Origin of the sequence: Streptomyces sp. ADI95-16, from assembly GCF_003721495.1 — a bacterium.
In the GTDB taxonomy this organism is placed as follows: domain Bacteria; phylum Actinomycetota; class Actinomycetes; order Streptomycetales; family Streptomycetaceae; genus Streptomyces; species Streptomyces goshikiensis.
Map to the genome: position 1 here is coordinate 3,964,506 of NZ_CP033581.1, position 22,825 is coordinate 3,987,330.

Here is a 22,825-nt window from a genome sequence, read left to right on the forward strand (position 1 = left end):
GTGATGGACTCCCAGCCTCCGCTGGGGTGCTGCCTCCGGGATTCTGGCGTGCGGGACGCGCCTTTACTACCCTCCGGTAGCGCTCAGCTTTCGAGCAACTCGGCCATGGCGCGGAGCCCTTGGGCGAGTTCGCGTCCGGTCGGCGCCTGCCCGGGGTCGGTCAGCGCCTGCACCATCACCCCGCTCAGCAGGGCGATGTGGAACGACCCGAGGGCGCGCACGTCCTCCTCCGCGACCTCGTCCACGGGGACCCCGCGCAGCTGCGCGGCCACCATGCGCCGGGCCTGACGCTGGTTCTCGGCGAGGGTCGCGAGCAGTTCGGGCGAGGACTGCGCGTGGACGAAGGCCTCGACGGAGGCGGTCCACAGCCAGCGCATCTCGCCGAAGTCCCGGATCTTGCGGTCCCAGGTGTCGGCGTACCGCTCCTCGGCGGTGTCGCCCTCGCCGGCGAGCCGACCGGATCCGGCGGCCCACTCGTCCATGGCGGCGGACAGCGCGAGGTTGAGCAGGGCGTCACGCGAGCCGAAGTGGTAGCCGATGGCCGCCATGCTCACGTCCGAGGCCGCCGCGATGTCGCGCACGGTCGTGCGGAGGTAGCCCTTCTCCTCCAGGCAGCGGCGCGCTCCGGCCAGCAGGTCCTCGCGATTTCCCATGCCGGGATCGTATCCGCGCCCCGTTTTGGGCAACCGCCCAAGACGAACGTATTGCGCAAGCGCCCAAATCCTGTCAGGCTCGTACCCGTACCGCACCGTCACCGCAGGACACGGACACACAGGGGAGAGCGGAACCATGCGCCACACGCTGACGATCGACGGCCGCACACTGTCGTACCTGGACTTCGGGGGCCCGGGCCGTCCGCTGCTCGCCCTCCACGGGGGCATGTCCGAAGGCCTCGCCTTCGCCGGCCTCGCCGAGACCCTCGGCGGCGGGTGGCGGGTGATCGCCCCCGACCAGCGCGGGCACGGGGACTCCGACCGGGCGCCCGACTACCGCCGCGAGGGATACGTGGCCGACGCCGTCGCGCTGCTCGACCACCTCGGCCTCGAAGCCCCCGTCGCGGTCCTCGGCTACTCCCTCGGCGGGTTCAACGCCTACCACTTGGCCGCCGCCCACCCCGGCCGGGTCGCCGCCCTCGTCAACGTGGACGCCACCGTGGAGATCGACCCCGACACGGCGGGCGCGCTCTTCGGCTTCCTGCGGGGCATGCGGTACACCGCCGCCACCCGCGAGGAGCTCCTCGCCGCGGCCGGGCCGGCGGGCTCGCCCTTCGTCGAGCAGGCGCTGCGGCCGCTCCCCGACGGGGGCTGGCGGCTGCCGTTCCACCCGCAGGACATGCTCGACTCCGCCGAGGCGTGCCGCGGCGACCACTGGGACGCCTGGCTCGCGAGCGACTGCCCGGCGCTGCTGGTCCACGGCGCCCACAGCCGGTCCCTCCGGCAGGACACGGCCGACGCGATGGTCTCCCGGCGGCCCGGGACCTCGTACGCGCCCGTGGCCGGGGACCACTTCCTGCCGTTCACCCACCCCGGGGAGTTCCACGGGGCCGTCGCGAAGTTCCTCGGCGGGCTGTGAGAACGCCGAAGGGGCGGCGGGCCGGGAAGGCCCACCGCCCCTTCGGGCGTGCTCTACGCGGGTGTTGCGCGTGTTGCGGGTACTGCGAGTACTGCGGGTGTTACTTGACGACGGTGATGCGGTCCGCCGCCGGCGGGGCGATCGGGGACGCCTCGGTGGACTTCGCCAGGAAGGCGTTGAAGGCCTCCAGGTCGGGCACGCCGACCAGCTTGTTCTTGTGGTCCTTCAGGACGGTGAAGCCGTCACCGCCGCCCGCGAGGAACTCGTTCATCGCGACCCGGTAGGTCTTGGCGGGGTCGATCGCCGCGCCGTTCAGCTTCACCGAGTCCACGACGATGCGGTCCGCACCCGTCTTCGTCATGTCCAGGGTGTAGGTGAAGCCCTTCGAGACCTGGAGGATCTTCGGGTTCGGGCCGTTGACCGCGCCGGTGACCTGCTGCTGGAGCGCGGTGATCAGCTGGGCGCCGGTCAGGTCCACGATGTTCATCAGATTGTTGAACGGCTGGACCGTGTAGGACTCGCCGTACGTCACGACGCCGTCGCCCTCGCCGCCCGCGGCCTTGTAGGCCAGGTCGGCGCGGATGCCGCCCGGGTTCATGATGGCCAGCTGGGCACCGCCCTTGGCGGCCGGGGCCGTGGCCTCCAGCTGGGCGTCGGCGATCAGGTCACCGAGCGGCTTCTCGGGCGCCTCGGAGCCGCGGCCCGCGATGTCCGCCGAGATGAAGCCCATCGGGCGGCTGGCGACCGGGGCGGCCAGCGCGTTCCAGCGGGTGATCAGCTCGGTCATGTCGGGCGCCTTGGGCAGGTCCCGGCTGACGATCTTGTTGACCGGCTTCGGCGCCACGGCCGCCGTGCGGACGATGTCCTTGGTCTGGCGGTCGTACGTCAGCGTGGTGTCCGTGAACAGACGGCCGTACGAGGCGGCCGAGGTCACCATGCGCGGGTTGCCCGCCGGGTCCGGGATGTTGCAGGCGTACGCCTGGTGCGTGTGGCCGGTCACCAGCGCGTCGACCTTCGGGTCCACGTTCTTGGCGATGTCCACGATCGCGCCCGAGACGCCGGCGCCGGCGCCGGGGACGTCACAGTCGTAGTTGTAGGCGCCGTTCGCGGGCAGGCCGCCCTCGTGGATGAGCGCGACGATCGACTTGACGCCCTGCTTGTTCAGCTCGGCGGCGTACTTGTTGATCGTCTCGACCTCGTCGCCGAACTTCAGGCCCTTGACCCCGTCGGCGGTGACGACGTCCGGCGTGCCCTCCAGGGTGACGCCGATGAAGCCGATCTTCACGTCCCCCTTCTGCCAGATGAAGGTCGGGTTCAGCAGCGGACGCTTGGTCTTCTCGTCCGTGACGTTCGCGGCGAGGTACTTGTACTCGGCGCCCGTGTACTCCTTGCCCGGCTCGAAGCAGCCCTCGGTCGGGTGGCAGCCGCCGTACGCCATGCGGCGCAGCTCGGCCTTGCCCTCGTCGAACTCGTGGTTGCCGACGCTGCTGACGTCCAGCTTGAGCTTGTTGAGCGCCTCGACGGTCGGCTCGTCGTGGAAGAGACCGGACAGCATCGGGCTGCCGCCGATCATGTCGCCGGCCGCGGCGGTGACGGAGTACTCGTGGCCCTTGCGGGCCTCGCGCAGGCCGGTCGCGAGGTACTCGACGCCGCCCGCGGGTATGGCCTTGGTGGTGCCGTCCGCCTGACGTTCCATCACGGTGCCCGAGGAGCCCTGCGGGGCCTCCAGGGTGCCGTGGAAGTCGTTGAACGACAGGAGTTGCACATCGACGGTCCGGCTCTTGGCGGCACCGCCACCACTCGCGGCCCCGGCCGGCAGTGCGGCGGCGACCATCGCCCCGGCCCCGGCCGTGACGGCGAGAGCGGCAAGGGTCAACCGGCGGGCTCGGCGGTTCCGTTGTGGCGTCGCTGACATTTAGTCCCCTTATCTGACAGCGGTAAAACATGGAGGTCCGCCGCAGCCTATGGTCAACGCGCGTAGCACGACAGGGGTCCCGGGTATCGAGCTGGTTACATGCACAAGTCGGTTCCCCGCCAAACAGTTCGGATCCGGACGGATCCGCCCCAGGGGCAACACTCCCGCGCACCCGTCACGGTCGTACGCTCGTGGCATGACTGACGCAGCAGCGGCCCCCGAGCCGGGACGGCAGATTGTGACCCTCGACGAGCTGACGGAGGAACAGGCCGCGGCCGTACTGACCCTGATCGAGGAGGCGGCCCGTACGGACGGCACCACCGCCGTGTCCGAACAGGGCCGGCTCCAGCTGCGCGGCGGACCGCGCGAGGGGATCCGGCACCTCCTGCTCACCGACGGGGGCCGGCTCTGCGGATACGGGCAGCTGGAGGACACCGACCCGGTGGAGGCACCCGCCGCCGAGCTCGTCATCCACCCGGCGCTGCGCGGGCGCGGCCACGGCCGGGCGCTCGGCCAGGCGCTGCTCGCCGCCTCCGGCAAGCGGATCCGGGTGTGGGCGCACGGCGGCAAGTCCGCCGCCCGCCACCTCGCCCAGGTGCTCGGGCTGACCCTCTTCCGCGAGCTGCGACAGCTGCGCCGCCCGCTGGGCGCGCAGGCGGCCCCGCTGCCCGATCCGGCGCTCCCGGCCGGCGTGACGGTCCGCACCTTCGTGCCCGGCGCCGACGACGCGGCCTGGCTCGCTGCGAACGCGGCCGCCTTCGCCCACCACCCCGAGCAGGGCGCGCTGACGCAGCGGGACCTCGACGACCGGATCTCCCAGCCCTGGTTCGACCCGAAGGGCTTCTTCCTCGCGGAGCGCGACGGGGAGCTCGTCGGCTTCCACTGGACGAAGATCCACTCGGCGGAGCGGCTCGGCGAGGTCTACGTGGTGGGCGTACGGCCCGGCGCCCAGGGCGGCGGCCTCGGCAAGGCCCTCACCGCGATCGGCCTCCGGCACCTCGAAGCGGCCGGCATGCCGACGGCGATGCTGTACGTGGACGCCGACAACCCGGCGGCGCTCGCGGTCTACGAGGGCCTCGGCTTCACCACCCACGAGGTCGACCTCATGTACCGCACCGAAAGCTGACCCGCCCCGGCACCGGCCCGGCGCCCGCACCGGCACCCGCACCCGACCGACGCAGCACCGGCACCCGCACCCGACCGACAGCCGCACCCGCCCGACCGGCCCCGCACCGGCACCCGCACCCGCACCCGCACCGCCGGGCTGGATTCCGTCCGGTTCCGGACAGAATCCACCCCGGACCGGGCCCCGGCGGGTGCCGACCCGGCCCGCGGGGACCCGTTTGGGGGCATCGGGGGCACGGCAGCCGCGCGCCCGCCGCATTTCGTGCGCCACCCGGACCCTGGAAGCCACACACCATTAACCGGGCATTCAGACGGCCTTGCGAGTCTCCCCCCATGCACCCCCGACTCCGCCTGACGGCCGACACTTCCGACGCGCCTGTCCTGCCGCGCGCGCGGAAGAATGGAGTCATGAGCCACAAGTCCAGCGCCGGCCCCACCGAGGTCCCCGCGCAGCACCCGTCTCACACGTCGGCCGCGGCCTCCGCGTCGCCCTCGGCCTCCGCCACCGCGCGCATCGGATCCATAGCCGCGCACCGGCCCCACGCCGATCTCGATCCCGACCTCGACGCCGATCTGGACGCCTACGAGGACAAGGGCGACGGCGAGCTGCCCCCCGGCCGGTTCCTCGACCGCGAACGCAGCTGGCTCGCCTTCAACGAGCGCGTCCTGGAGCTCGCCGAGGACCCGACGACCCCGCTGCTGGAGCGCGCCAACTTCCTGGCCATCTTCGCGAGCAACCTCGACGAGTTCTTCATGGTCCGCGTGGCCGGCCTCAAGCGCCGCATCGCGACCGGCGTCGCCACCCGCTCCGCCTCGGGCCTCCAGCCCCGCGAGGTGCTGGACCTGATCTGGACCCGCTCCCGCGAGCTCATGGCCCGGCACGCCGCCTGCTACCAGCAGGACATCGCCCCGCAGCTCGCCGAGGAGGGCATCCACCTCATCCGGTGGCCCGACCTCACCGAGAAGGAGCAGGCCCGCCTCTTCACGCTGTTCCGGAACCAGATCTTCCCGGTGCTGACCCCGCTGGCCGTGGACCCCGCGCACCCCTTCCCGTACATCTCGGGGCTGTCGCTCAACCTGGCCGTCGTCGTCCGCAACCCGGTCAGCGGTCACCGCCACTTCGCCCGGGTCAAGGTCCCGCCGCTCCTCTCCCGCTTCCTGGAGGCCTCCCCGCAGCGCTACGTCCCGCTGGAGGACGTCATCGCCGCGCACCTGGAGGAGCTCTTCCCCGGCATGGAGGTGCTCGCGCACCACATGTTCCGCGTGACCCGCAACGAAGACCTCGAAGTGGAGGAGGACGACGCCGAGAACCTGCTCCAGGCCCTGGAGAAGGAGCTCATGCGGCGCCGCTTCGGCCCGCCGGTGCGCCTGGAGGTCGAGGAGTCCATCGATCCCGGCGTACTGGACCTCCTCGTGCAGGAGCTGAAGGTGTCCGCCGCCGAGGTGTACCCGCTGCCCGGCCCGCTGGACCTGACGGCCCTCTTCGGGATCTCCTCGCTGGACCGGCCCGAGCTGAAGTACCCGAAGTTCGTCGCCGGCACGCACCGCGACCTCGCCGAGGTGGAGTCCGCCTCCGCGCCCGACATCTTCGCCGCGCTGCGCGAGCGCGATGTCCTGCTGCACCACCCGTACGACTCCTTCTCCACCTCGGTGCAGGCCTTCCTGGAGCAGGCCGCCGCCGACCCGGACGTCCTCGCGATCAAGCAGACGCTGTACCGGACCTCCGGCGACTCCCCGATAGTCGACGCCCTGATCGACGCCGCCGAGTCCGGCAAGCAGGTCCTCGTCCTCGTCGAGATCAAGGCCCGCTTCGACGAGCAGGCCAACATCAAGTGGGCCCGCAAGCTGGAGGAGTCCGGCTGCCACGTCGTCTACGGCCTGGTGGGCCTCAAGACGCACTGCAAGCTGTCGCTCGTCGTCCGCCAGGAGGGCGACACGCTGCGCCGCTACTCGCACGTGGGCACCGGCAACTACCACCCCAAGACCGCCCGCCTGTACGAGGACCTCGGCCTGCTCACCGCCGACCCGCAGGTCGGCGCGGACCTCTCCGACCTGTTCAACCGGCTGTCCGGCTACTCGCGCCGCGAGACCTACCGCCGGCTGATCGTCGCCCCGCGCTCGCTGCGGGACGGGCTGATCGCGCGGATCGACAAGGAGGCCGACCACCACCGGGCCGGCCGCCCCGCGTACGTACGGCTGAAGATGAACTCGATCGTCGACGAGGCCCTGATCGACTCCCTCTACCGGGCCTCCCAGGCGGGGGTCCCCGTCGACATCTGGGTCCGCGGCATCTGCGCCGTGCGCCCCGGGGTCCCCGGGCTGTCGGAGAACGTCAGGGTCCGTTCGATCCTCGGCCGCTTCCTGGAACACTCCCGGGTCTTCGCCTTCGGCAACGGCGGCGAACCCGAGGTGTGGATCGGCAGCGCCGACATGATGCACCGCAACCTCGACCGCCGCATCGAGGCGCTGGTCAGGGTCGCGGACCCGGCCCACCGGGCGGCACTGGACCGGTTGCTGGAGACGGGCATGTCCGACGCGACCGCCTCCTGGCACCTCGGCCCGGACGGCGAGTGGACCCGGCACAGCACCGACGCCGAGGGCCAGCCGCTGCGGCACGTACAGGAGATGCTCATAGACGCGCGGAGGCGCCGGCGTGGCTCAGCCAAACCATGACCTGACGGCAGGTACCGCGGGCGATGTACTGGGCGCGTACCTGCGCGCCCAGGCCACCGCGTTCCTGCGGGCGCTGCGCCTGCACGACGAGAGCGGGGCCCACGGCTCCGACTCGGCGGAGGGCACCGAGGCGGCGCGCGGCCTGCGGGGGGCCGCGCGCCGGATCTCGGGCTCGCTGTCCACGTTCCGGGTGGTGACCGACTCCGCCTGGGCCGACGGGCTGCGCACCGAGCTGGTGTGGCTGTCCTCGACCCTGGCCGACGAGCACGCCCACGGGGCCCGGCTGCAACGCCTGATGGAGGCGCTGCACCGGCTCTCCGGCACCCCCGAACTGCCGTCCCCGCGGGGCTCTGCGGGGGCGCTGACGGTGGGCTCGGCGCGGGCGGGCGCCCTGCTGGAGCGCCAGCTGACCCTGGCCCGTACGAGGGCCCACTCGGCGACCCTCCAGGCGCTCGGCTCCTCCCGCTTCCACGCCGTCGCGGACGCGGTGGCGGTGCTGGCCTCGGAGGTCCCGCTCGACGCGGTCGCGGCGCGCGGACGGGTGGACGAGGTGCTGGTCCCGCTGGCAGCGGTGGCCGAAACCCGGCTGTCGGCGGCGGTCGCCGCGCTCCCGCTCCCGGCGGGCACCCCGTACTCCCCGCACGAGGACGGCGCCTGGCACGAGGTACGCCGGCTGCTGCGGCTCCACCGGTACGCGCGGGAGGCGCTGGGCGGGGACGTCAGCCGCCTCGCGTCGGCGGGCGCGGCCCTGGACCGCCACCGCGACGCCGCCGAGGCGGCCGCCGCCTCCGCGACGGCGGCCCGCACCCCCCGTATCGCCCCGGCCACGGCCTACGCCCTCGGCGTCCTGCACGCCGACCAGCGCCACGAGGTCGAAGCCTCCCGCGCGGCCTTCCAGGGCCTCTGGCAGCCGGCCCCGGTCTGATCCGGGAGGGGGTGGTGCGGGCCGTACGCCCGTCCCACCCCCGCTCCTTTCGCCCACCGACCAGACCGACGGATTCCAGCCACCGACGGAAGGGGAAGGTCACGCACCGGTAACGGCGGGATAACAGCAGATGACGCCCCGGAACAAAAACCCCCACCCGCACCGGGCCGTCCGCCACGGTTCACCGTCCGTTCACCAAGCGCCGTCGACGGCTTCACCTGATCTGCCTAATTTCGGCAGTGCACGGTGCGAGCCGCGACGAAAACCGCCGGCCCGCACCCCGCCACCCCGTAGTCCTCTTCGCACGCCGCCCCGACACAGAAAGCGGCCGGCGGCTTCTGGAAGGAACACCCGAAAGTGAAGCTTCAGCGCAAGAACATGCTTCGTGCCTCCGCCCTCGGGGCGCTCGTCGTGTCCGGCGCCCTGGTCCTCACGGCGTGCGGCTCGGACGACAACACGAAGACCGCCGACGGCACGACCAAGGCCTCGGCGCCCGCCGCCGGCGACGTCAAGTGCGACGACGCCAAGGGCAAGCTGCTCGCCTCCGGCTCCTCCGCCCAGAAGAACGCCGTCGACCTGTGGGTCAAGAACTACATGGCCGCCTGCTCCGGCGTCGAGGTCAACTACAAGTCCTCCTCCTCCGGTGAGGGCATCGTCGCCTTCAACCAGGGCACCGTGGGCTTCGCCGGCTCGGACTCCGCGCTGAAGCCCGAGGCCGTCGAGGAGTCGAAGAAGATCTGCACCGGCGGCCAGGGCGTCAACCTGCCCATGGTCGGCGGCCCGATCGCCCTCGGTTTCAACGTCTCCGGCGTGGACAAGCTGAACCTTGACGCCGCCACGATCGCCAACATCTTCAACGACAAGATCAAGAAGTGGGACGACGAGGCGATCAAGAAGCTGAACCCGGGCGTCACGCTTCCCGCGACCCCGATCCAGCACTTCCACCGCTCCGAGGACTCCGGCACCACCGAGAACCTCGGCAAGTACCTCAAGGCCACCGCCGGTGACGCCTGGCCGTACGAGGCCGCCAAGAAGTGGCCGGCCCCGGGCGGTCTCGGTGCCTCCGGCTCCGCGGGCGTCGCCACCCAGGTCAAGCAGGTCGACGGCGCGATCGGCTACTTCGAGCTCTCCTACGCCAGCGCCCAGGGCATCAAGACGGTCGACCTGAACACCGGTGCCGCCGCCCCGGTCAAGGCCTCCTCCGAGACCGCGTCCAAGGCCATCGCCGCCGCGAAGGTCGCCGGCACCGGCTCCGACCTGGCCCTGAAGCTGGACTACACCACCAAGGCCGAGGGTGCGTACCCGATCGTCCTGGTGACCTACGAGATCGTCTGCGACAAGGGCAACAAGGCCGAGACGCTCCCGACCGTGAAGTCCTTCCTGAACTACACCGCCTCCGACGCGGGCCAGAAGGTCCTCTCCGAGAACGGCTACGCCCCGATCCCGGCCGAGATCAACGCCAAGGTCCGCGAAGTCATCAAGTCGCTCAGCTGATCCAGAACCTCGGGTCCGGGCCGCCCGCGCGGTGGCCCGGACCCGAGGACCCTCCCCCTCCACCCGGGGGATCCGGTGCACCGCCGCCAGGGGGCCTGCCCCCCATCCAGACCGGAAAGATCATGGCTTCCACCACACCCACCCGCATAGACACGGCTCCGCCCGTCTCCAAGAGCGGAAGGTCCACCGGCCGCGCCGGTGACAAGATCTTCGCGGGCCTCTCCAAGGGCTCCGGCATCCTGCTCCTGGTGATCATGGCGTCGATCGCCGTCTTCCTCACCTACCGCGCGTCGATCGCACTGTCGAAGAACGAGGGCAACTTCCTCACCACCTTCGACTGGAACGCGTCCGCCACGCCCCCCGTCTTCGGCATCGCCGTCCTGCTCTTCGGCACCGTCGTCAGCTCGATCATCGCGATGGCCATCGCGGTTCCGATCGCCGTCGGCATCGCCCTCTTCATCTCGCACTACGCGCCGCGCAAGCTGGCCGCCCCCCTCGCCTACGTGGTCGACCTGCTGGCCGCCGTGCCGTCGATCATCTACGGCATCTGGGGCGCCCTCTTCCTGGTACCGCAGCTCGCCGGCCTCAACCTCTGGCTCGACGAGTACCTGGGATGGACCTACGTCTTCGACAAGACGCAGGTCGGCGTCGCCCGCTCGCTCTTCACCGTCGGCATCCTGCTCGCGATCATGATCCTGCCGATCGTGACCAGCGTCAGCCGCGAGGTCTTCCTCCAGGTCCCGCGCATGAACGAGGAGGCCGCCCTGGCCCTCGGCGCGACCCGCTGGGAGGTCATCCGGATGTCCGTGCTGCCCTTCGGCCGCTCCGGCGTCATCTCCGCCTCGATGCTCGGCCTCGGCCGCGCGCTCGGCGAGACCATGGCCGTCGCGACCGTCCTCTCCCCGAGCTTCCTGATCTCCGGCCACATCCTGAACCCGGGCGGCGGCACGTTCGCGCAGAACATCGCCGCGAAGTTCGACGAGGCCAACGAGTTCGGCCGCGACGCCCTGATCGCCTCCGGCCTCGTGCTCTTCCTGCTCACCCTGCTGGTCAACGGCGCCGCCCGGCTGATCATCGCCCGTCGCAAGGACTTCTCGGGGGCGAACGCCTGATGAGCCACGCACTCCAGGACCAGCGGCCCGCTCCGGCCCGCAAGTCCGCCGCCCCCGCCGGCCTCACCCGGGGCGGCCTGCCCCGCTGGGCCCCGGCCGGCATCGCGGTCCTCTCGATCGCCCTCGGCTGCGGCATCGGCCTCGTCGCCGACCTGCACAGCAAGATCCAGTGGGGCCTGATCGCCTCCCTCCTGTTCATCGGGATCACGTACACCGCCAGCGCGGTCGTCGAGAACCGGCGCCAGGCCAAGGACCGGGTCACGACCTCCCTCGTATGGGTCTGCTTCGTCCTCGCGGTCATCCCGCTGCTCTCGCTGATCTGGACCACCGTCAGCCGCGGCATGAAGGTCCTCGACGGGGACTTCATCAGCCACTCGATGAACGGCGTCACCAGCTTCGAAGAGGGCGGCGGCGTTTACCACGCGCTGCTCGGCACCATCGAGCAGATCGCCCTGGCCACCCTGATCGCCGCGCCGATCGGCCTGCTGACCGCCGTCTACCTGGTCGAGTACGGCCGGGGCTCGCTCGCCAAGGCCGTGACCTTCTTCGTCGACGTCATGACCGGCATCCCCTCCATCGTCGCGGGCCTGTTCATCCTGACGACCTGGAACCTGGCGCTCGGCTTCGGCCCCTCCGGCTTCGCCGGCTCGATGGCCCTGTCGATCCTGATGATGCCCGTCGTGGTCCGCTCCACCGAGGAGATGCTCAAGCTCGTCCCGAACGAGCTGCGCGAGGCCGCCCTCGCCCTCGGCGTGCCGAAGTGGCGCATGATCCTCAAGGTCGTCCTCCCCACCGCCATCGGCGGCATCGCGACCGGCCTGATGCTGGCCGTCGCCCGCATCGCCGGCGAGACCGCGCCGATCATGCTGCTGGTCTTCGGCACCCAGCTGATCAACAACAACCCCTTCGAAGGTGCCCAGTCCTCGCTCCCCCTGTACATCTGGGAGCAGTACAAGGTCGGCAGTGACGCCTCCTACGACCGGGCATGGGCCGCCGCGCTCGTCCTGATCGCCTTCGTCATGATCCTCAATCTGGTGGCCCGCGGCATCGCCCGCTGGAAGGCCCCGAAGACCGGTCGCTGACGCGACCAATGAAAGCGAAGTGACCCCCCATGGCGAAGCGAATCGACGTCAGCGGACTGTCCGCCTTCTACGGCACCCACAAGGCCATCGACGACATCTCGATGACCGTGGAGCCCCGCTCCGTGACCGCCTTCATCGGCCCGTCCGGCTGCGGCAAGTCCACCTTCCTGCGCACCCTGAACCGGATGCACGAGGTCACCCCCGGCGGCCGCGTCGAGGGCAAGGTGATGCTGGACGACGAGAACCTGTACGGCGCGAACGTGGACCCGGTCGCGGTCCGCCGCACCGTCGGCATGGTCTTCCAGCGCCCGAACCCCTTCCCCACCATGTCGATCTTCGACAACGTGGCGGCGGGCCTGCGCCTGAACGGCAGCTTCAAGAAGGCCGCGCTCGCGGAGATCGTGGAGCGCTCCCTCAAGGGCGCCAACCTCTGGAACGAGGTCAAGGACCGTCTGAACAAGCCGGGCTCCGGCCTCTCCGGCGGCCAGCAGCAGCGCCTGTGCATCGCCCGCGCCATCGCGGTCGAGCCCGAGGTCCTGCTGATGGACGAGCCCTGCTCGGCCCTCGACCCGATCTCCACCCTGGCCATCGAGGACCTGATCGGCGAGCTGAAGGAGCGCTTCACGATCGTCATCGTGACGCACAACATGCAGCAGGCGGCCCGCGTCTCGGACCGCACCGCCTTCTTCAACCTCGCGGCCGTCGGCCAGCCCGGCAAGCTCATCGAGCTGGACGACACGGAGCGGATCTTCTCCAACCCGTCCGTCCAGGCGACCGAGGACTACATCTCGGGCCGCTTCGGTTAAACCCGGACCCCCGCGGATGTGCGACACGTCCTGCGGTGCTGCATGGCGGTGCCACCGCAAGGCGAAAGAAAAGGGCCGGCTCCCCCTGGGTGGGGGGAGCCGGCCCGCTTTCGTTTCCCGGGGCGGACCCTAGGCGATGGCCAGGTCCACGATCCAGAAGCTGAGCGCCGCGACCAGCGCCGCGGCCGGCATGGTGATGAACCAGCCCAGGATGATGTTCTTGGCGACGCCCCAGCGGACCGCGTTGACCCGCTTCGTCGCGCCCACACCCATGATCGCCGAGGTGATGACGTGGGTGGTGGAGATCGGCGCCTGGTACAGGTAGGACGCGGTGTACATGATCGAGGCGCCCGTGGTCTCGGCGGCGAAACCCTGCGGCGGGTCAAGCTCGATGATCTTGCGGCCGAGCGTGCGCATGATGCGCCAGCCACCCGCGTACGTACCCAGCGACAGCATCACGGCGCAGGCGATCTTGACCCATACGGGGATCGGCGCGTCGGAGCTCTGGACGTCGGCGATGACCAGGGCCATCACCACGATGCCCATGGTCTTCTGGGCGTCCTGGAGGCCGTGGCCCAGCGCCATGGCGGCCGCCGAGACGGTCTGGGCGATGCGGAAGCCGCGCTTGGCCTTGTGCGGGTTGGACCTGCGGAACATCCACATGATCGCGACCATCACCAGGTAACCCACGACCAGGCCGACGATCGGCGAGAGGAACATCGGGATGACGACCTTGTCGAGCACTCCCGACCAGATGACGCCGATCCCGCCCGCGAGCGCCGCCCCGACCATGCCTCCGAAGAGCGCGTGGGAGGAGGACGACGGCAGGCCGAAGTACCAGGTGATCAGGTTCCAGACGATCGCGCCGACCAGGGCCGAGAAGAGGATCCACATCCCCCGGTCACCGGTCGGCGTCTCGATGAGCCCCTTGCTGACGGTCTTGGCCACGCCGCTGCCCAGGAAGGCGCCGGCGAGGTTCATCACCGCGGCCATCGCGAGGGCGGCACGCGGGGTCAGCGCGCGGGTCGAGACCGAGGTCGCGATCGCGTTCGCCGAGTCGTGGAAACCGTTGGTGTACGTGAAACCGAGCGCGACACCGATGGTCACGATCAGAGCGAAGGTGTCCACGAGGTTCAGGACTCCTTGACCGCGATGGTCTCCACCGTGTTCGCGACGTGCTCGAACGCGTCGGCCGCCTCTTCGAGCACGTCGACGATCTGCTTGAGCTTGAGCACCTCGATGGCGTCGTACTTGCCGTTGAAGAGCTGGGCGAGCAGCTTGCGGTGGATCTGGTCGGCCTGGTTCTCCAGGCGGTTGACCTCGATCCAGTACTCGGTCAGGTTGTCCATCGTGCGCAGGTGCGGCATGGCCTCGGCGGTCAGTTCGGCCGCCCGCGCCAGTACCTCGATCTGCTGCTCGACGCCCTTGGGGAGCTCCTCCACGTTGTAGAGGACGACCAGGTCGACCGCCTCCTCCATGAAGTCCATGATGTCGTCGAGCGACGAAGCCAGGTTGTAGATGTCCTCGCGGTCGAACGGCGTGATGAAGGAGGAGTTCAGCTGGTGGAAGATCGCGTGGGTCGCGTCGTCCCCCGCGTGTTCCGCCGCCCGCATCCGCTCCGCGATCTCGGCCCGGGCGGAGGAATCCGCTCCGAGCAGTTCCATCAGGAGCTTGGAGCCCGTGACGATGTTGTCCGCGGATGCGGCGAACATGTCGTAGAAGCTCGTCTCCCTGGGGGTCAGACGAAATCGCACGTGAGGTCCTCGGGGTGCATTGGATTCGGTCAGGCTGATGCTAGGCGCAACCCCCGGCGAGGGCTAACCGGCCGTTCACCAGTGTGCTCCATCAGGCACAGTGGGCGGAACGGACCCCTGCCCGGACGGCGAGGGCGACGTAACCTATACCCATGAGGGGTATGCATCCCTCATTCCGGACCACGGGAGGACTGCATGACGACCATCGAGGCGGAGGGCTCCGGAGCCGGCGTCGCCGCGGCCCCCGAGGAGACCCCGGGCGCGGCGGTGCACGGGTACCACCACCAGAAGGACGAGCACCTCAAGCGGCTGCGCCGGATCGAGGGCCAGATCCGCGGCCTGCAGCGGCTCGTCGACGAGGACGTCTACTGCATCGACATACTCACGCAGGTCTCGGCGAGCACGAAGGCGCTGCAGTCCTTCGCGCTCCAGCTGCTGGAGGAGCACCTGCGGCACTGCGTGGCCGACGCGGCGGTCAAGGGCGGCGCGGAGATCGACGCCAAGGTCGAGGAAGCGACCAAGGCGATCGCCCGCCTCCTGCGGACCTGAGGCGGCGCGAGGACCCGGTCCACCGCGCGCGGCGCCCGCCCGCCCCTCCCCGCCCCTCCCCGCGTCGGACCGGCACGGGTCCGGTCCGGGCCGGTCCGGCACGGGTCCGGTCCGGGCCGGTCCGGCACGGGTTCGTACGGGTTCGCGCCGGTCCTGCGCCGGGGTCAGCGGCTGACGCCGACCATCAGCACCTCGTCGATGCGGTCCTGGCTGAGCCGCTCCTCGTCCGCCGTGGAGGCCGCGATGATCAGCTCACCGCACAGCTCGATCTCGGCGAGGGCCACGAAATCCTGCACCGTCGTACCGCCTCCGGGAGTCACGCGTGTCACCTCTTCCCGCCGCCATCGGTCGTCGGCGATCGGCTTCTCAGCGTAGGGAGCGCGGGTCGCTGCGCGCATGACACGGATGGACCATTTCCGGATACCGGGCCATGACCCGATGGCACCGGTCTAGACCCATCGCACCGACTACTCGGCGATCTTCCCGGCGTAAATGTCCCCGCTCGGGGGCAATGCGACGGTCACCGGAGTCCCGAACCCGTAGAGCAGCGTCGTCGACGAGACATCGATCACGCCATTGTTCTCGTAGCTGAAACGGTGGCGGACCTTCCGCAGCCGGCCCTCCTGGTCGAGGTACGCGTCGAACGGCACCGAGTCCTTGCTGAACCCTTTCGCCGCGGCCTCCAGCGTTCTCCGGATGTCCGGCGAGGCACTGCGCGCCGCCCGCCCGAGGTCGGTGGTCCCCCGGTAGTGCCACACCTTGGTGCCCGCCACCTCGGTCTCCCCCACGTACGTCACCTCCTGCGCGCCGCGCAGCAGCTCGGCCGCCGCCAGCGGATCGGTTGCCCCGCCCGTGACCAGGTTCCCGTCCCCGAGGCTCGTCGTGTCGACGCGCACCCACTTGTCGTCGGGCACGCCCGCGCCCCGGTTCTTCATGTAGAGGGCGCCGGGGACGAGGAGCTCGGTGATCGGCCGGTGCTCGTCCTTGCCCGCCGCGTCGGCGGGGAGCATCACCAGGAGCTGGCCCATCCGGTGCACGAAGTCCACCCCGCCCTCGCCGCGGATCGTGACGCGGGTGCCGCCGGCGGCCATCTCCATCGCCGTACGGACCCGCGCGCTGCCGGCCGCCGTCAGCGCGTCGGCGGCTGCCCGCACCGCCGCGGCGGCCGCGGCCGGGTCCGCCGGCGGCCGGCCGTCGCTGCCGGCGCTCGCGCCGACCCCCGCGCCCGCGTCCGCCGCGCCGCCGCACGCTGCCAGCGCGGCCACGGTGACGGCCACGCCGACCGCGAGCACCACCCCACCCGCACGCACTCGCCGCCGCCTGTGCTGGTGCACCACCATCGCCTGCCAACCCCCAACGCATGACCGCTGCTTGCCCGAGGCCCCCACCCGCTCCGCTTAACGAGGTCCGGGGTTTCCCGTCACGGTGCGAGGCCGTGTCCGGGCGCGCCGAACCCGGGTACCGTGGTGGCGTGGACCCGCATCCCAAGGCGCCGCCGACTATTCCGCTCGCCACCTTGCCGCTCGCCACCTTGCCGCCGCCGCGGGCGGACGCCCGGTACGAGAGGCCCGCACAGCCACCGACCGGCCACAGCACGAGCACCACCGAGCGCGGGTCGTTCTGCCTGGCCCTGTGCACCTGCGGCTGGAGGGGCCCGGCCCGCCGCTCCCGCGACCTGGCCCGCAAGGACGCCACCCTGCACACGGCGGGGTAGGGGCGGGGGCGCGGCGGACGGCCGGTGGTCCCGGCGGCGCGGCGGCCCGGCCCGGCGGCGCGGCCCGGCGGCGCGTTCTGATAGCCCGTTCGGACGGCCCGGCTGGCCTACCTGCGCGGGAGCGGATGCCCTGGACTCATGCCAGGACCCGCGCCACGACTCGCCGCCCTCCTCTGGGCCCTGCTCATCGCCTCCGCCCCGGCCGCCGCGGCCTGGGCCCGGCCCGTGGGCACGGCGGACGGCCCGGCCGACGTGGCCCTGGCCGTCGGGCTCACCACCGCCGCGGCCGTCGCCACCGGGCTGTGGCTGCGCTCCCGCTACCGACGCGACGAGGACGAGGGCGACCGGGGCACGGAAGGCGGCGACCCCTGAGCCCGCGCCCCCGCCCGGCGGCGATCCGGCTGTTCTTCGGGGCGGCGGGGCTGTGCCTGCTGGCGGCCGTACTGCTCTCCGTGTGGGATTCCTACGCGCACCGGTGAGCCCGGGCCGCGCCGGCTCCCCTGCTACGCGGCCAGGTCCCGCTCCTGCGGAGCCGACGGCGGCGTCGGTGCCAGCCCGACCGGCTGGGCCAGCGGGCGGTCCTTCGCCCGTACCAGCCGCCCGGCGCGCGGGGAGCGGGCCACCGCGCGCACCACCGGGGTCAGCAGCGCCATCGCGAGCGGGGCGAACAGCAGGACGACGGCGGTACCGAGGGCGAAGCCGCCGATGACGTCCGTCGGGTAGTGCACGCCCGTGTACACGCGGAACAGGCCCTCCAGCAGGGCCAGCCCGATGCCGATGAAGCCGAGCCTGCGGTTCGCGATGAACAGGCCGACGCCGAGCGCCATGGCGAGGGTGGCGTGGTCGCTGACGAAGGAGAAGTCGGTCGTGGAGAGGCCAGGTTCGAGGACCTCCAGCCCGGTGTGCTGCAGGAACGGCCGCGGCCGCCCGACGAACCCGCGCAGCGGGACGTTCACGAGGAGGGCGATCCCGGCGCCGAGCGGGGCCCAGACCAGCGCGGCGAACGATTCGGCGGCGGTGGTCTCGTCCTGCCGGCGGGCGCCGCGCCAGCACCACAGCACGAGCAGCACCAGGGCCAGCAGGATCCCGTACTCGCCCACGAGGCCCAGCGCCCGGCCGAGCCCGTTCGGGACGTGCCGGGAGAGCCCGTTGATCGCGTACAGCAGGCTTACGTCCACGTTCGGCCCACCGGTCGTGAGTCCAGCCACGGCATTGCGGCCCCTTGCCCTTGCCTGGGTTTCCCTGCGGGCGCACCCCGGTGTGCGCCCCTTCGCCCCCAGTCGATCAACCCCCGCGCCCATGGAACGCCCGTTCTGAGGAGCGGGTTCCACTCTCCACGGAATGATCACTCCAACGTTATCGAAGAGTGACTCATCGTCGCAGCTCAGGGCCTTTGCTTAACGGACAGTCACGAAGCTGCCCGGCCACTGCTCTTGGGGTCAGGCAAGGCCTCCGCGCCGCCCTTCGTGACGCGGGTCGCGCCGAAGTAGTCGGGCGTGTCGATCTTGTCGAAGCGGATGACCGCGCCCGTGTACGGGGCGTTGATCATGTAGCCGCCGCCCACGTAGAGGCCGACGTGCCGGATCTCGCGGGAGTTCGTCAGATCGTCGGAGAAGAACACCAGGTCACCGGGGAGCAGTTCGGCGCGCGAGGGGTGGGCCCCCGCGTTGTACTGGTCGTTGGCGACGCGCGGCAGCTCGATCCCCACCGTCTCGTACGCGGCCTTCGTGAGCCCCGAGCAGTCGAACCGCCCGTCCTGGTCGGCCGTTCCGTTGCCGCCCCACAGGTACGGGGTGCCGAGCTGCTTCTGCGCGAAGTAGATCGCCCCGGCGGCCTGCTGGGAGGGCGCGACCCGCCCGACCGGCTTCGCGAAGCTCTGCGCCAGGGTCGTGATCGCCTTCACGTACCCCTGGGTCTCCTTGTACGGCGGCACCCCGCCATATTTGATGACCGCGTACGCGCCCGCGTTGTACGCCGCGAGCATGTTCTTCGCCGCGTCACCCGGCACCCGGGCCACGTCCTTGGCGAGCTCGCAGTCGTACGAAGCCGCCGACGGGATCGCGTCGTTGGGGTCCCAGATGTCGCGGTCGCCGTCACCGTCGCCGTCGATCCCGTGACCCGCCCAGGTGCCCGGGATGAACTGCGCGATGCCGCGCGCGTCCGCCGGACTGACGGCCGTGGGGTTCCAGCCGCTCTCCGAGTACAGCTGGGCGGCGAGCAGCGGCGGGCTGATCGCCGGGCACAGGGCGCCCCACTTCTGCACCAGCGCCTGGTACTTGCCCGGTACCGCGCCCTTCACCAGACCGACCGCCTGGCCGCCGCCGGCTCCCACCAGTCCCGCCGCGGCCGAATACGTCCCGACCACGAGCAGCACGAGGAAGCTCAAGCACAGCCCGATCCCGATTCCGCCTGCCATCCAGAATCTGCGCACCCGTCAACCCTCCCCCATGCCCACCGTTTTCGGGTGCGAAATGTCCGTGTCGTCCCTTCCGCTAGGCCAGTCGGAAGCACACCCCTCGAAACCATCCTCGACGCGGAAGAGCGCCGCCGTCCAGACCCCCTCGGCGCACGGCACGGGTTGGCGCCCGGACCGGACCGCCCACCGGGGTCCCCACCGGGGGCTCTACCGGGGGCTCTACCGGGGGCTCTACCGGGGGGCGACGAACAGACTCTGCGCGCTCCGGCCGATCGGCCCCTTCTCGTCGTGCAACCGGGCGTCGGCCAGCCCGATCCCGGCCGCGTCCACACTCGTACGGGCCTCCACGCAGGCCCACTCCCCGACCGGGTGGCGGTGCAGGTGGACCGTCAGATCGCTGTTGACGAAGACGAAGCGGCCGAAGTCCATGACGGAGCTGATGCCGTTGCCCGAGTCGGCCGCGACCAGCACCCGGTCCAGCGGCTTGACGTCCTCCCCCGCGATCAGCGCGACCTTCATCCGCATCCAGCAGGTGCCCGGACCCAGCTCCATGAACGCGCCCTCGGTGAACCGGGTCTCCATGGCGCGGTGGTAGCCGGTCTCCCACGGCACCGGGAAGAACGGGGTCACCTCCACCTCCCCCGGCGCCGGCAGCCCCGGCCCGGGCGCCGCGGCCGGCACCGCCTCCGGAGCCACCCGGATCCGCAGGGCGCGCGCCAGCATCACCGGCGCGGCCCCGGGCGGCGCGAGGGCCGCCTCGACCACCTCGGTACTGCGCCCGGCCCGGAGCACGCTGGTGGTGACCTCCAGCGGCCCGATCGGCACCGGGCGCAGGATCTCGTACGTGATGCGGGCGAGCCGCATGTCCTCGCGGGCGCCCTCCCGGTCCTCGACGGCCCGCCCGAGCAGCGCGGCCGGCGGCCCCGCGTGCTGCGCGAGCGGATCCCAGGGCCCGCGCGTGTGCTCGCCGGCCAGGAACCGCCCCGTATCGACCCGTTCGAAGAACGCCTCAGCAGAACCCATGCCGCAGACGCTACCGAGAGGTAACCCACCCCGCCAGGGCTTCCGGGCACTTGCGGGCCCTGCCCGCGAAACTCAGCGGGCGAACCCCAGCCCCACCCCCAGCCCCACCAGCACCGACCCGATGGTCCGGTTCAAGGCCTTCTGCGCCTTCAGCATCCGCTCGCGCAGCCGGGAGTTCGAGAAGAACAGCGCCACCGCCCCGAACCAGCCCAGGTGCGCCACCGACATGAACAGCCCGTACCCGGCCTGCTGCCACACCGGCGTGCCCGGGCCCACCACCTGCGTGAACGTCGACACCACGAACAGCGTGGTCTTCGGATTGAGCACGTTGGTCAAGAACCCCGACCGCAAGGCCCCGAGCCGCGTCAGCCCGGCCTTCCCCTCCAGGTCCACGGTCAGATCGGCCCGCGCCCGGAACGTACGGATCCCGATCCACACCAGGTACGCGGCGCCCGCCAGCTTGATGGCCGTGAACAGCGCGGCCGAGGAGGCGATCAGCAGCCCGACCCCGAGCATCGTGTACGAGACGTGCACCAGCACGCCGGCCGCGACACCCGCCGCGGCGAACAGGCCCGTCGGACGCCCGTACAGGCAGCTGTTGCGGACCACCATGGCGAAATCGGCCCCCGGGCTGATCACCGCCAGGAGCGTGATGACGGCGACTGCGATCACTTCTGTCATGCACGGATCCTCACAACCGGCCGCCTCCCGATCAAGCCCCTCCGGAACACGGATACTTGAGGCATGCCCCTGCCCATGCCCATGCCCCTGCCCCTCGCGCTGCGCCCGTACCGCCCCGCGACCGACGCGGCGTTCCTGCTCGACTGGATCACCGGCCCCACCGAACTCCTCACCTGGTCGGGCCCCGCCTTCAGCTGGCCCCTCGACGAGGCGCAGCTCACCGCCTACGCCGCCGAACCCGACCGGCACACCTGGACCGCCGTCGCGTCCGGCACCGGACGGCCCGTCGGCCACATCTCCCTGCGCCGCCACCAAGGCGCCCCGGGCGCCCGCGTCGGCCGCGTCCTCCTGGCCCCCGACGCCCGCGGCCAAGGCCTCGGCGAGGCCCTCCTCACCCTGGCGGTCGAGCGCGCCTTCGGGGAGCTGGGTCTGCCCGAGCTCGACCTCGGCGTCTACGCCCACAACACCCCGGCCGTCCGGCTCTACGAGAAGGCCGGCTTCCGCACCCACCGGGTCATCCGGGACGTCGAGCAGGTCGACGGCGTCTGGTGGACCGCCCTCCAGATGCGCCTGCCCGCCCCGAACGGTCCACAATAGGACGGTGTCCCCGACCCCCACCCCAGCCCTGAAGGCCGACTGCGCGAACTGCTTCGCGCTGTGCTGCGTCGCCCTGCCCTTCGCCAAGTCCCACGACTTCGCCGCGAACAAGGCTGCCGGAACCCCCTGCAAGAACCTCCGGCAGGATTTCCGCTGCGGCATCCACACCGCGCTGCGCGACAAGGGCTACCCCGGCTGCACCGTCTTCGACTGCTTCGGCGCCGGCCAGCAGGTCTCCCAGGTCACCTTCGGCGGCCGCGACTGGCGCGGCGACCCCGGTACCGCCCGCCAGATGTTCGAGGTCTTCCCGGTCATGCGGCAGCTGCACGAGCTGCTCCACTACCTCACCGAGGCCCTCGCCCGCCCCGCCGCGGCCCCGCTGCACGACGCCCTCCGCGCGGCGCTGGCCACGACCACGGAAGCCACCGGCGCGGACGCGGACACCCTGGCCCCCTTCGACGTCGGCGCCCTCCGCCAGGAGATCAACACGCTGCTCCTCGAAACCAGCGAGCTCGTCCGCGCCCACACCCCGGGCCGCAAGAAGAACCACCGCGGCGCCGACCTGATGGGCGCCCGCCTCTCCGGCGCGGACCTGCGCGGCGCGAACCTCCGCGGCGCCTACCTGATCGCCGCCGACCTCAGCCGCGCCGACCTCCGCACCGCCGACCTGATCGGCGCGGACCTCCGCGACACCAACCTCCGCGGCGCCGACCTCCGCGAAGCCCTCTTCCTCACCCAACCCCAGCTCAACGCCGCCCAGGGCACCCCCCAAACCAAACTCCCCCCATCCCTCACCCACCCCACCCACTGGCTCTGACCCGGCCCGCCCACCCAGCGGCACCGGCGTTACAGCCCCAACCGCTCAAAAACACGCCGCCGCAACACCTGGTACTCCTCCCACCGCCTCGGCAACCGCCCCACCGGCCGCTCCCCCATCACCCGCCCCGCGGTAACCGTCTGCCCGAGCCGGAACTGCTCCCGCGTCAGATCAATGACGACACCCCCCGGCAGCACGTTCCACGTGTGGAACCCCTGCTGCTCCCCGTCCAGCCAGACCTCGCCGACCACCAGGTCGCCCCCGCACAGGTCCTGCACGACCAGCGCCGTGATGTCGCAGTGCCCCCACGCCGGGTTCCCGGCCGTCCACTGCGCCCGCTCGACATCGTCCGGCGAGCACGTCTCGGCCGACCATCCCGCCCGGATGGCCGCTTCAACATCACCGAGTGTCCAAGGAGTCGTCATCACCCCAGCCTGCCTCCGGGCACTGACAACAGGGGCCGGGCCCCACACGCACGTGCGCCCCTCGCACACCCGCACGCCCCCGCGGCCCACCACTCCCCGGCCACGGCACGCCCCCGACCCGATCCGGTGACCCACCCCATCCCGG

Annotated in this window: 24 protein-coding genes; 13 read left to right on the forward strand and 11 right to left on the reverse strand. The window is 71.5% G+C overall.

Features of this window, described 5'->3' with window-relative positions; genetic code table 11:
* Nucleotides 1-83: 83 nt before the first annotated feature.
* Nucleotides 84-653, reverse strand: a complete 570-nt coding sequence (locus EES41_RS17430) for a TetR/AcrR family transcriptional regulator (protein ID WP_123079406.1) — start codon at nt 651-653, stop codon at nt 84-86.
* 136 nt (nt 654-789) lie between these two features.
* Here EES41_RS17430 and EES41_RS17435 point away from each other — a divergent pair, with 136 nt between their 5' ends.
* The gene (locus tag EES41_RS17435) at nt 790-1,572 is read left to right on the forward strand and encodes an alpha/beta fold hydrolase (protein WP_123079407.1); all 783 of its coding nucleotides are present in this window, start codon (nt 790-792) and stop codon (nt 1,570-1,572) included.
* A 100-nt stretch (nt 1,573-1,672) separates the two neighbouring features.
* Here EES41_RS17435 and EES41_RS17440 read toward each other — a convergent pair whose 3' ends face one another.
* Nucleotides 1,673-3,487 carry a bifunctional UDP-sugar hydrolase/5'-nucleotidase gene (locus EES41_RS17440; protein ID WP_123079408.1) on the reverse strand — a complete coding sequence of 605 codons (1,815 nt, stop codon included), beginning with the start codon at nt 3,485-3,487 and terminating at the stop codon, nt 1,673-1,675.
* Nucleotides 3,488-3,683: 196 nt separating this feature from the next.
* Here EES41_RS17440 and mshD point away from each other — a divergent pair, with 196 nt between their 5' ends.
* The 7 genes from mshD to pstB all read left to right on the forward strand — a co-directional run bounded on the left by mshD (nt 3,684) and on the right by pstB (nt 12,704).
* Nucleotides 3,684-4,613 (forward strand): mycothiol synthase, encoded by a 930-nt coding sequence (gene mshD, locus EES41_RS17445; RefSeq protein WP_123079409.1) that lies wholly within the window; start codon nt 3,684-3,686, stop codon nt 4,611-4,613.
* Between the two features lie 407 nt (nt 4,614-5,020).
* Nucleotides 5,021-7,285: an RNA degradosome polyphosphate kinase gene (locus tag EES41_RS17450; RefSeq protein WP_174261697.1), complete on the forward strand. Its 2,265-nt coding sequence runs from the start codon at nt 5,021-5,023 to the stop codon at nt 7,283-7,285.
* Nucleotides 7,266-8,210, forward strand: coding sequence for a CHAD domain-containing protein (locus EES41_RS17455; RefSeq protein WP_123079410.1), 945 nt, complete (start codon nt 7,266-7,268; stop codon nt 8,208-8,210). Before EES41_RS17450 ends, EES41_RS17455 begins: the two co-directional genes overlap by 20 nt.
* A gap of 357 nt (nt 8,211-8,567) precedes the next feature.
* Entirely contained in the window at nt 8,568-9,704 is a 1,137-nt protein-coding gene (pstS, locus tag EES41_RS17460; protein WP_123079411.1) for a phosphate ABC transporter substrate-binding protein PstS, read from the forward strand.
* A 122-nt stretch (nt 9,705-9,826) separates the two neighbouring features.
* Nucleotides 9,827-10,816, forward strand: coding sequence for a phosphate ABC transporter permease subunit PstC (gene pstC / locus EES41_RS17465; protein ID WP_073775232.1), 990 nt, complete (start codon nt 9,827-9,829; stop codon nt 10,814-10,816).
* Nucleotides 10,816-11,898: a phosphate ABC transporter permease PstA gene (gene pstA / locus EES41_RS17470; protein ID WP_123079412.1), complete on the forward strand. Its 1,083-nt coding sequence runs from the start codon at nt 10,816-10,818 to the stop codon at nt 11,896-11,898. The genes pstC and pstA overlap by 1 nt, the downstream gene beginning before the upstream one ends.
* Nucleotides 11,899-11,927: 29 nt before the next feature.
* Entirely contained in the window at nt 11,928-12,704 is a 777-nt protein-coding gene (pstB, locus tag EES41_RS17475) for a phosphate ABC transporter ATP-binding protein PstB (RefSeq protein WP_123079413.1), read from the forward strand.
* 129 nt (nt 12,705-12,833) lie between these two features.
* Here the strand turns inward: pstB and EES41_RS17480 are convergent, their stop codons facing one another.
* Both EES41_RS17480 and EES41_RS17485 read right to left on the reverse strand, forming a co-directional pair.
* Complete coding sequence (locus EES41_RS17480) at nt 12,834-13,832, reverse strand: inorganic phosphate transporter (protein ID WP_008742370.1); 999 nt, start codon at nt 13,830-13,832, stop codon at nt 12,834-12,836.
* A 5-nt stretch (nt 13,833-13,837) separates the two neighbouring features.
* Nucleotides 13,838-14,458, reverse strand: a complete 621-nt coding sequence (locus EES41_RS17485) for a DUF47 domain-containing protein (RefSeq protein ID WP_008742369.1) — start codon at nt 14,456-14,458, stop codon at nt 13,838-13,840.
* Between the two features lie 195 nt (nt 14,459-14,653).
* Here EES41_RS17485 and EES41_RS17490 point away from each other — a divergent pair, with 195 nt between their 5' ends.
* Nucleotides 14,654-15,007 carry a metal-sensitive transcriptional regulator gene (locus EES41_RS17490; protein WP_008742368.1) on the forward strand — a complete coding sequence of 118 codons (354 nt, stop codon included), beginning with the start codon at nt 14,654-14,656 and terminating at the stop codon, nt 15,005-15,007.
* A gap of 164 nt (nt 15,008-15,171) precedes the next feature.
* On the opposite strand, the gene EES41_RS17495 is transcribed toward EES41_RS17490, so the two are convergent.
* Together EES41_RS17495 and EES41_RS17500 are read right to left on the reverse strand one after the other, a co-directional pair.
* Complete coding sequence (locus EES41_RS17495; protein ID WP_164495869.1) at nt 15,172-15,327, reverse strand: hypothetical protein; 156 nt, start codon at nt 15,325-15,327, stop codon at nt 15,172-15,174.
* A 147-nt stretch (nt 15,328-15,474) separates the two neighbouring features.
* Nucleotides 15,475-16,347: a hypothetical protein gene (locus EES41_RS17500; protein ID WP_164495870.1), complete on the reverse strand. Its 873-nt coding sequence runs from the start codon at nt 16,345-16,347 to the stop codon at nt 15,475-15,477.
* Between the two features lie 191 nt (nt 16,348-16,538).
* On the opposite strand from EES41_RS17500, the gene EES41_RS17505 reads away from it, so the two are divergent.
* Nucleotides 16,539-16,721, forward strand: a complete 183-nt coding sequence (locus EES41_RS17505; protein ID WP_250568672.1) for a hypothetical protein — start codon at nt 16,539-16,541, stop codon at nt 16,719-16,721.
* A 138-nt stretch (nt 16,722-16,859) separates the two neighbouring features.
* Entirely contained in the window at nt 16,860-17,093 is a 234-nt protein-coding gene (locus EES41_RS17510) for a hypothetical protein (protein WP_073775243.1), read from the forward strand.
* A gap of 131 nt (nt 17,094-17,224) precedes the next feature.
* Here the strand turns inward: EES41_RS17510 and EES41_RS17515 are convergent, their stop codons facing one another.
* The 4 genes from EES41_RS17515 to EES41_RS17530 form a co-directional block, all read right to left on the reverse strand.
* The gene (locus tag EES41_RS17515; RefSeq protein WP_123079415.1) at nt 17,225-17,929 is read right to left on the reverse strand and encodes a phosphatase PAP2 family protein; all 705 of its coding nucleotides are present in this window, start codon (nt 17,927-17,929) and stop codon (nt 17,225-17,227) included.
* A gap of 200 nt (nt 17,930-18,129) precedes the next feature.
* Nucleotides 18,130-19,137 (reverse strand): bifunctional lytic transglycosylase/C40 family peptidase, encoded by a 1,008-nt coding sequence (locus EES41_RS17520; RefSeq protein ID WP_123079416.1) that lies wholly within the window; start codon nt 19,135-19,137, stop codon nt 18,130-18,132.
* Nucleotides 19,138-19,368: 231 nt separating this feature from the next.
* Nucleotides 19,369-20,160, reverse strand: a complete 792-nt coding sequence (locus EES41_RS17525) for a thioesterase family protein (RefSeq protein ID WP_123079417.1) — start codon at nt 20,158-20,160, stop codon at nt 19,369-19,371.
* A 72-nt stretch (nt 20,161-20,232) separates the two neighbouring features.
* A complete protein-coding gene (locus tag EES41_RS17530) occupies nt 20,233-20,841 on the reverse strand; it encodes a LysE family translocator (RefSeq protein WP_123079418.1) in 609 nt (202 codons plus the stop codon).
* Nucleotides 20,842-20,904: 63 nt separating this feature from the next.
* On the opposite strand from EES41_RS17530, the gene EES41_RS17535 reads away from it, so the two are divergent.
* Together EES41_RS17535 and EES41_RS17540 are read left to right on the forward strand one after the other, a co-directional pair.
* Nucleotides 20,905-21,438: a GNAT family N-acetyltransferase gene (locus EES41_RS17535; protein ID WP_123079419.1), complete on the forward strand. Its 534-nt coding sequence runs from the start codon at nt 20,905-20,907 to the stop codon at nt 21,436-21,438.
* A gap of 4 nt (nt 21,439-21,442) precedes the next feature.
* A complete protein-coding gene (locus EES41_RS17540) occupies nt 21,443-22,255 on the forward strand; it encodes a pentapeptide repeat-containing protein (protein ID WP_123079420.1) in 813 nt (270 codons plus the stop codon).
* A gap of 29 nt (nt 22,256-22,284) precedes the next feature.
* On the opposite strand, the gene EES41_RS17545 is transcribed toward EES41_RS17540, so the two are convergent.
* Nucleotides 22,285-22,680: a hypothetical protein gene (locus EES41_RS17545; protein ID WP_164495871.1), complete on the reverse strand. Its 396-nt coding sequence runs from the start codon at nt 22,678-22,680 to the stop codon at nt 22,285-22,287.
* Nucleotides 22,681-22,825 lie beyond the last annotated feature (145 nt).

Coding starts and splice junctions, on each gene's coding strand:
- EES41_RS17430 (WP_123079406.1), bottom strand. CDS start 653: ATGGGAAATCGCGAGGACCTGCTGGCCGGAGCGCGCCGCTGCCTGGAG.
- EES41_RS17435 (WP_123079407.1), top strand. CDS start 790: ATGCGCCACACGCTGACGATCGACGGCCGCACACTGTCGTACCTGGAC.
- EES41_RS17440 (WP_123079408.1), bottom strand. CDS start 3,487: ATGTCAGCGACGCCACAACGGAACCGCCGAGCCCGCCGGTTGACCCTT.
- mshD (WP_123079409.1), top strand. CDS start 3,684: ATGACTGACGCAGCAGCGGCCCCCGAGCCGGGACGGCAGATTGTGACC.
- EES41_RS17450 (WP_174261697.1), top strand. CDS start 5,021: ATGAGCCACAAGTCCAGCGCCGGCCCCACCGAGGTCCCCGCGCAGCAC.
- pstC (WP_073775232.1), top strand. CDS start 9,827: ATGGCTTCCACCACACCCACCCGCATAGACACGGCTCCGCCCGTCTCC.
- pstA (WP_123079412.1), top strand. CDS start 10,816: ATGAGCCACGCACTCCAGGACCAGCGGCCCGCTCCGGCCCGCAAGTCC.
- pstB (WP_123079413.1), top strand. CDS start 11,928: ATGGCGAAGCGAATCGACGTCAGCGGACTGTCCGCCTTCTACGGCACC.
- EES41_RS17490 (WP_008742368.1), top strand. CDS start 14,654: ATGACGACCATCGAGGCGGAGGGCTCCGGAGCCGGCGTCGCCGCGGCC.
- EES41_RS17500 (WP_164495870.1), bottom strand. CDS start 16,347: ATGGTGGTGCACCAGCACAGGCGGCGGCGAGTGCGTGCGGGTGGGGTG.
- EES41_RS17510 (WP_073775243.1), top strand. CDS start 16,860: ATGCCAGGACCCGCGCCACGACTCGCCGCCCTCCTCTGGGCCCTGCTC.
- EES41_RS17520 (WP_123079416.1), bottom strand. CDS start 19,137: ATGGCAGGCGGAATCGGGATCGGGCTGTGCTTGAGCTTCCTCGTGCTG.
- EES41_RS17525 (WP_123079417.1), bottom strand. CDS start 20,160: ATGGGTTCTGCTGAGGCGTTCTTCGAACGGGTCGATACGGGGCGGTTC.
- EES41_RS17530 (WP_123079418.1), bottom strand. CDS start 20,841: ATGACAGAAGTGATCGCAGTCGCCGTCATCACGCTCCTGGCGGTGATC.
- EES41_RS17535 (WP_123079419.1), top strand. CDS start 20,905: ATGCCCCTGCCCATGCCCATGCCCCTGCCCCTCGCGCTGCGCCCGTAC.
- EES41_RS17545 (WP_164495871.1), bottom strand. CDS start 22,680: ATGACGACTCCTTGGACACTCGGTGATGTTGAAGCGGCCATCCGGGCG.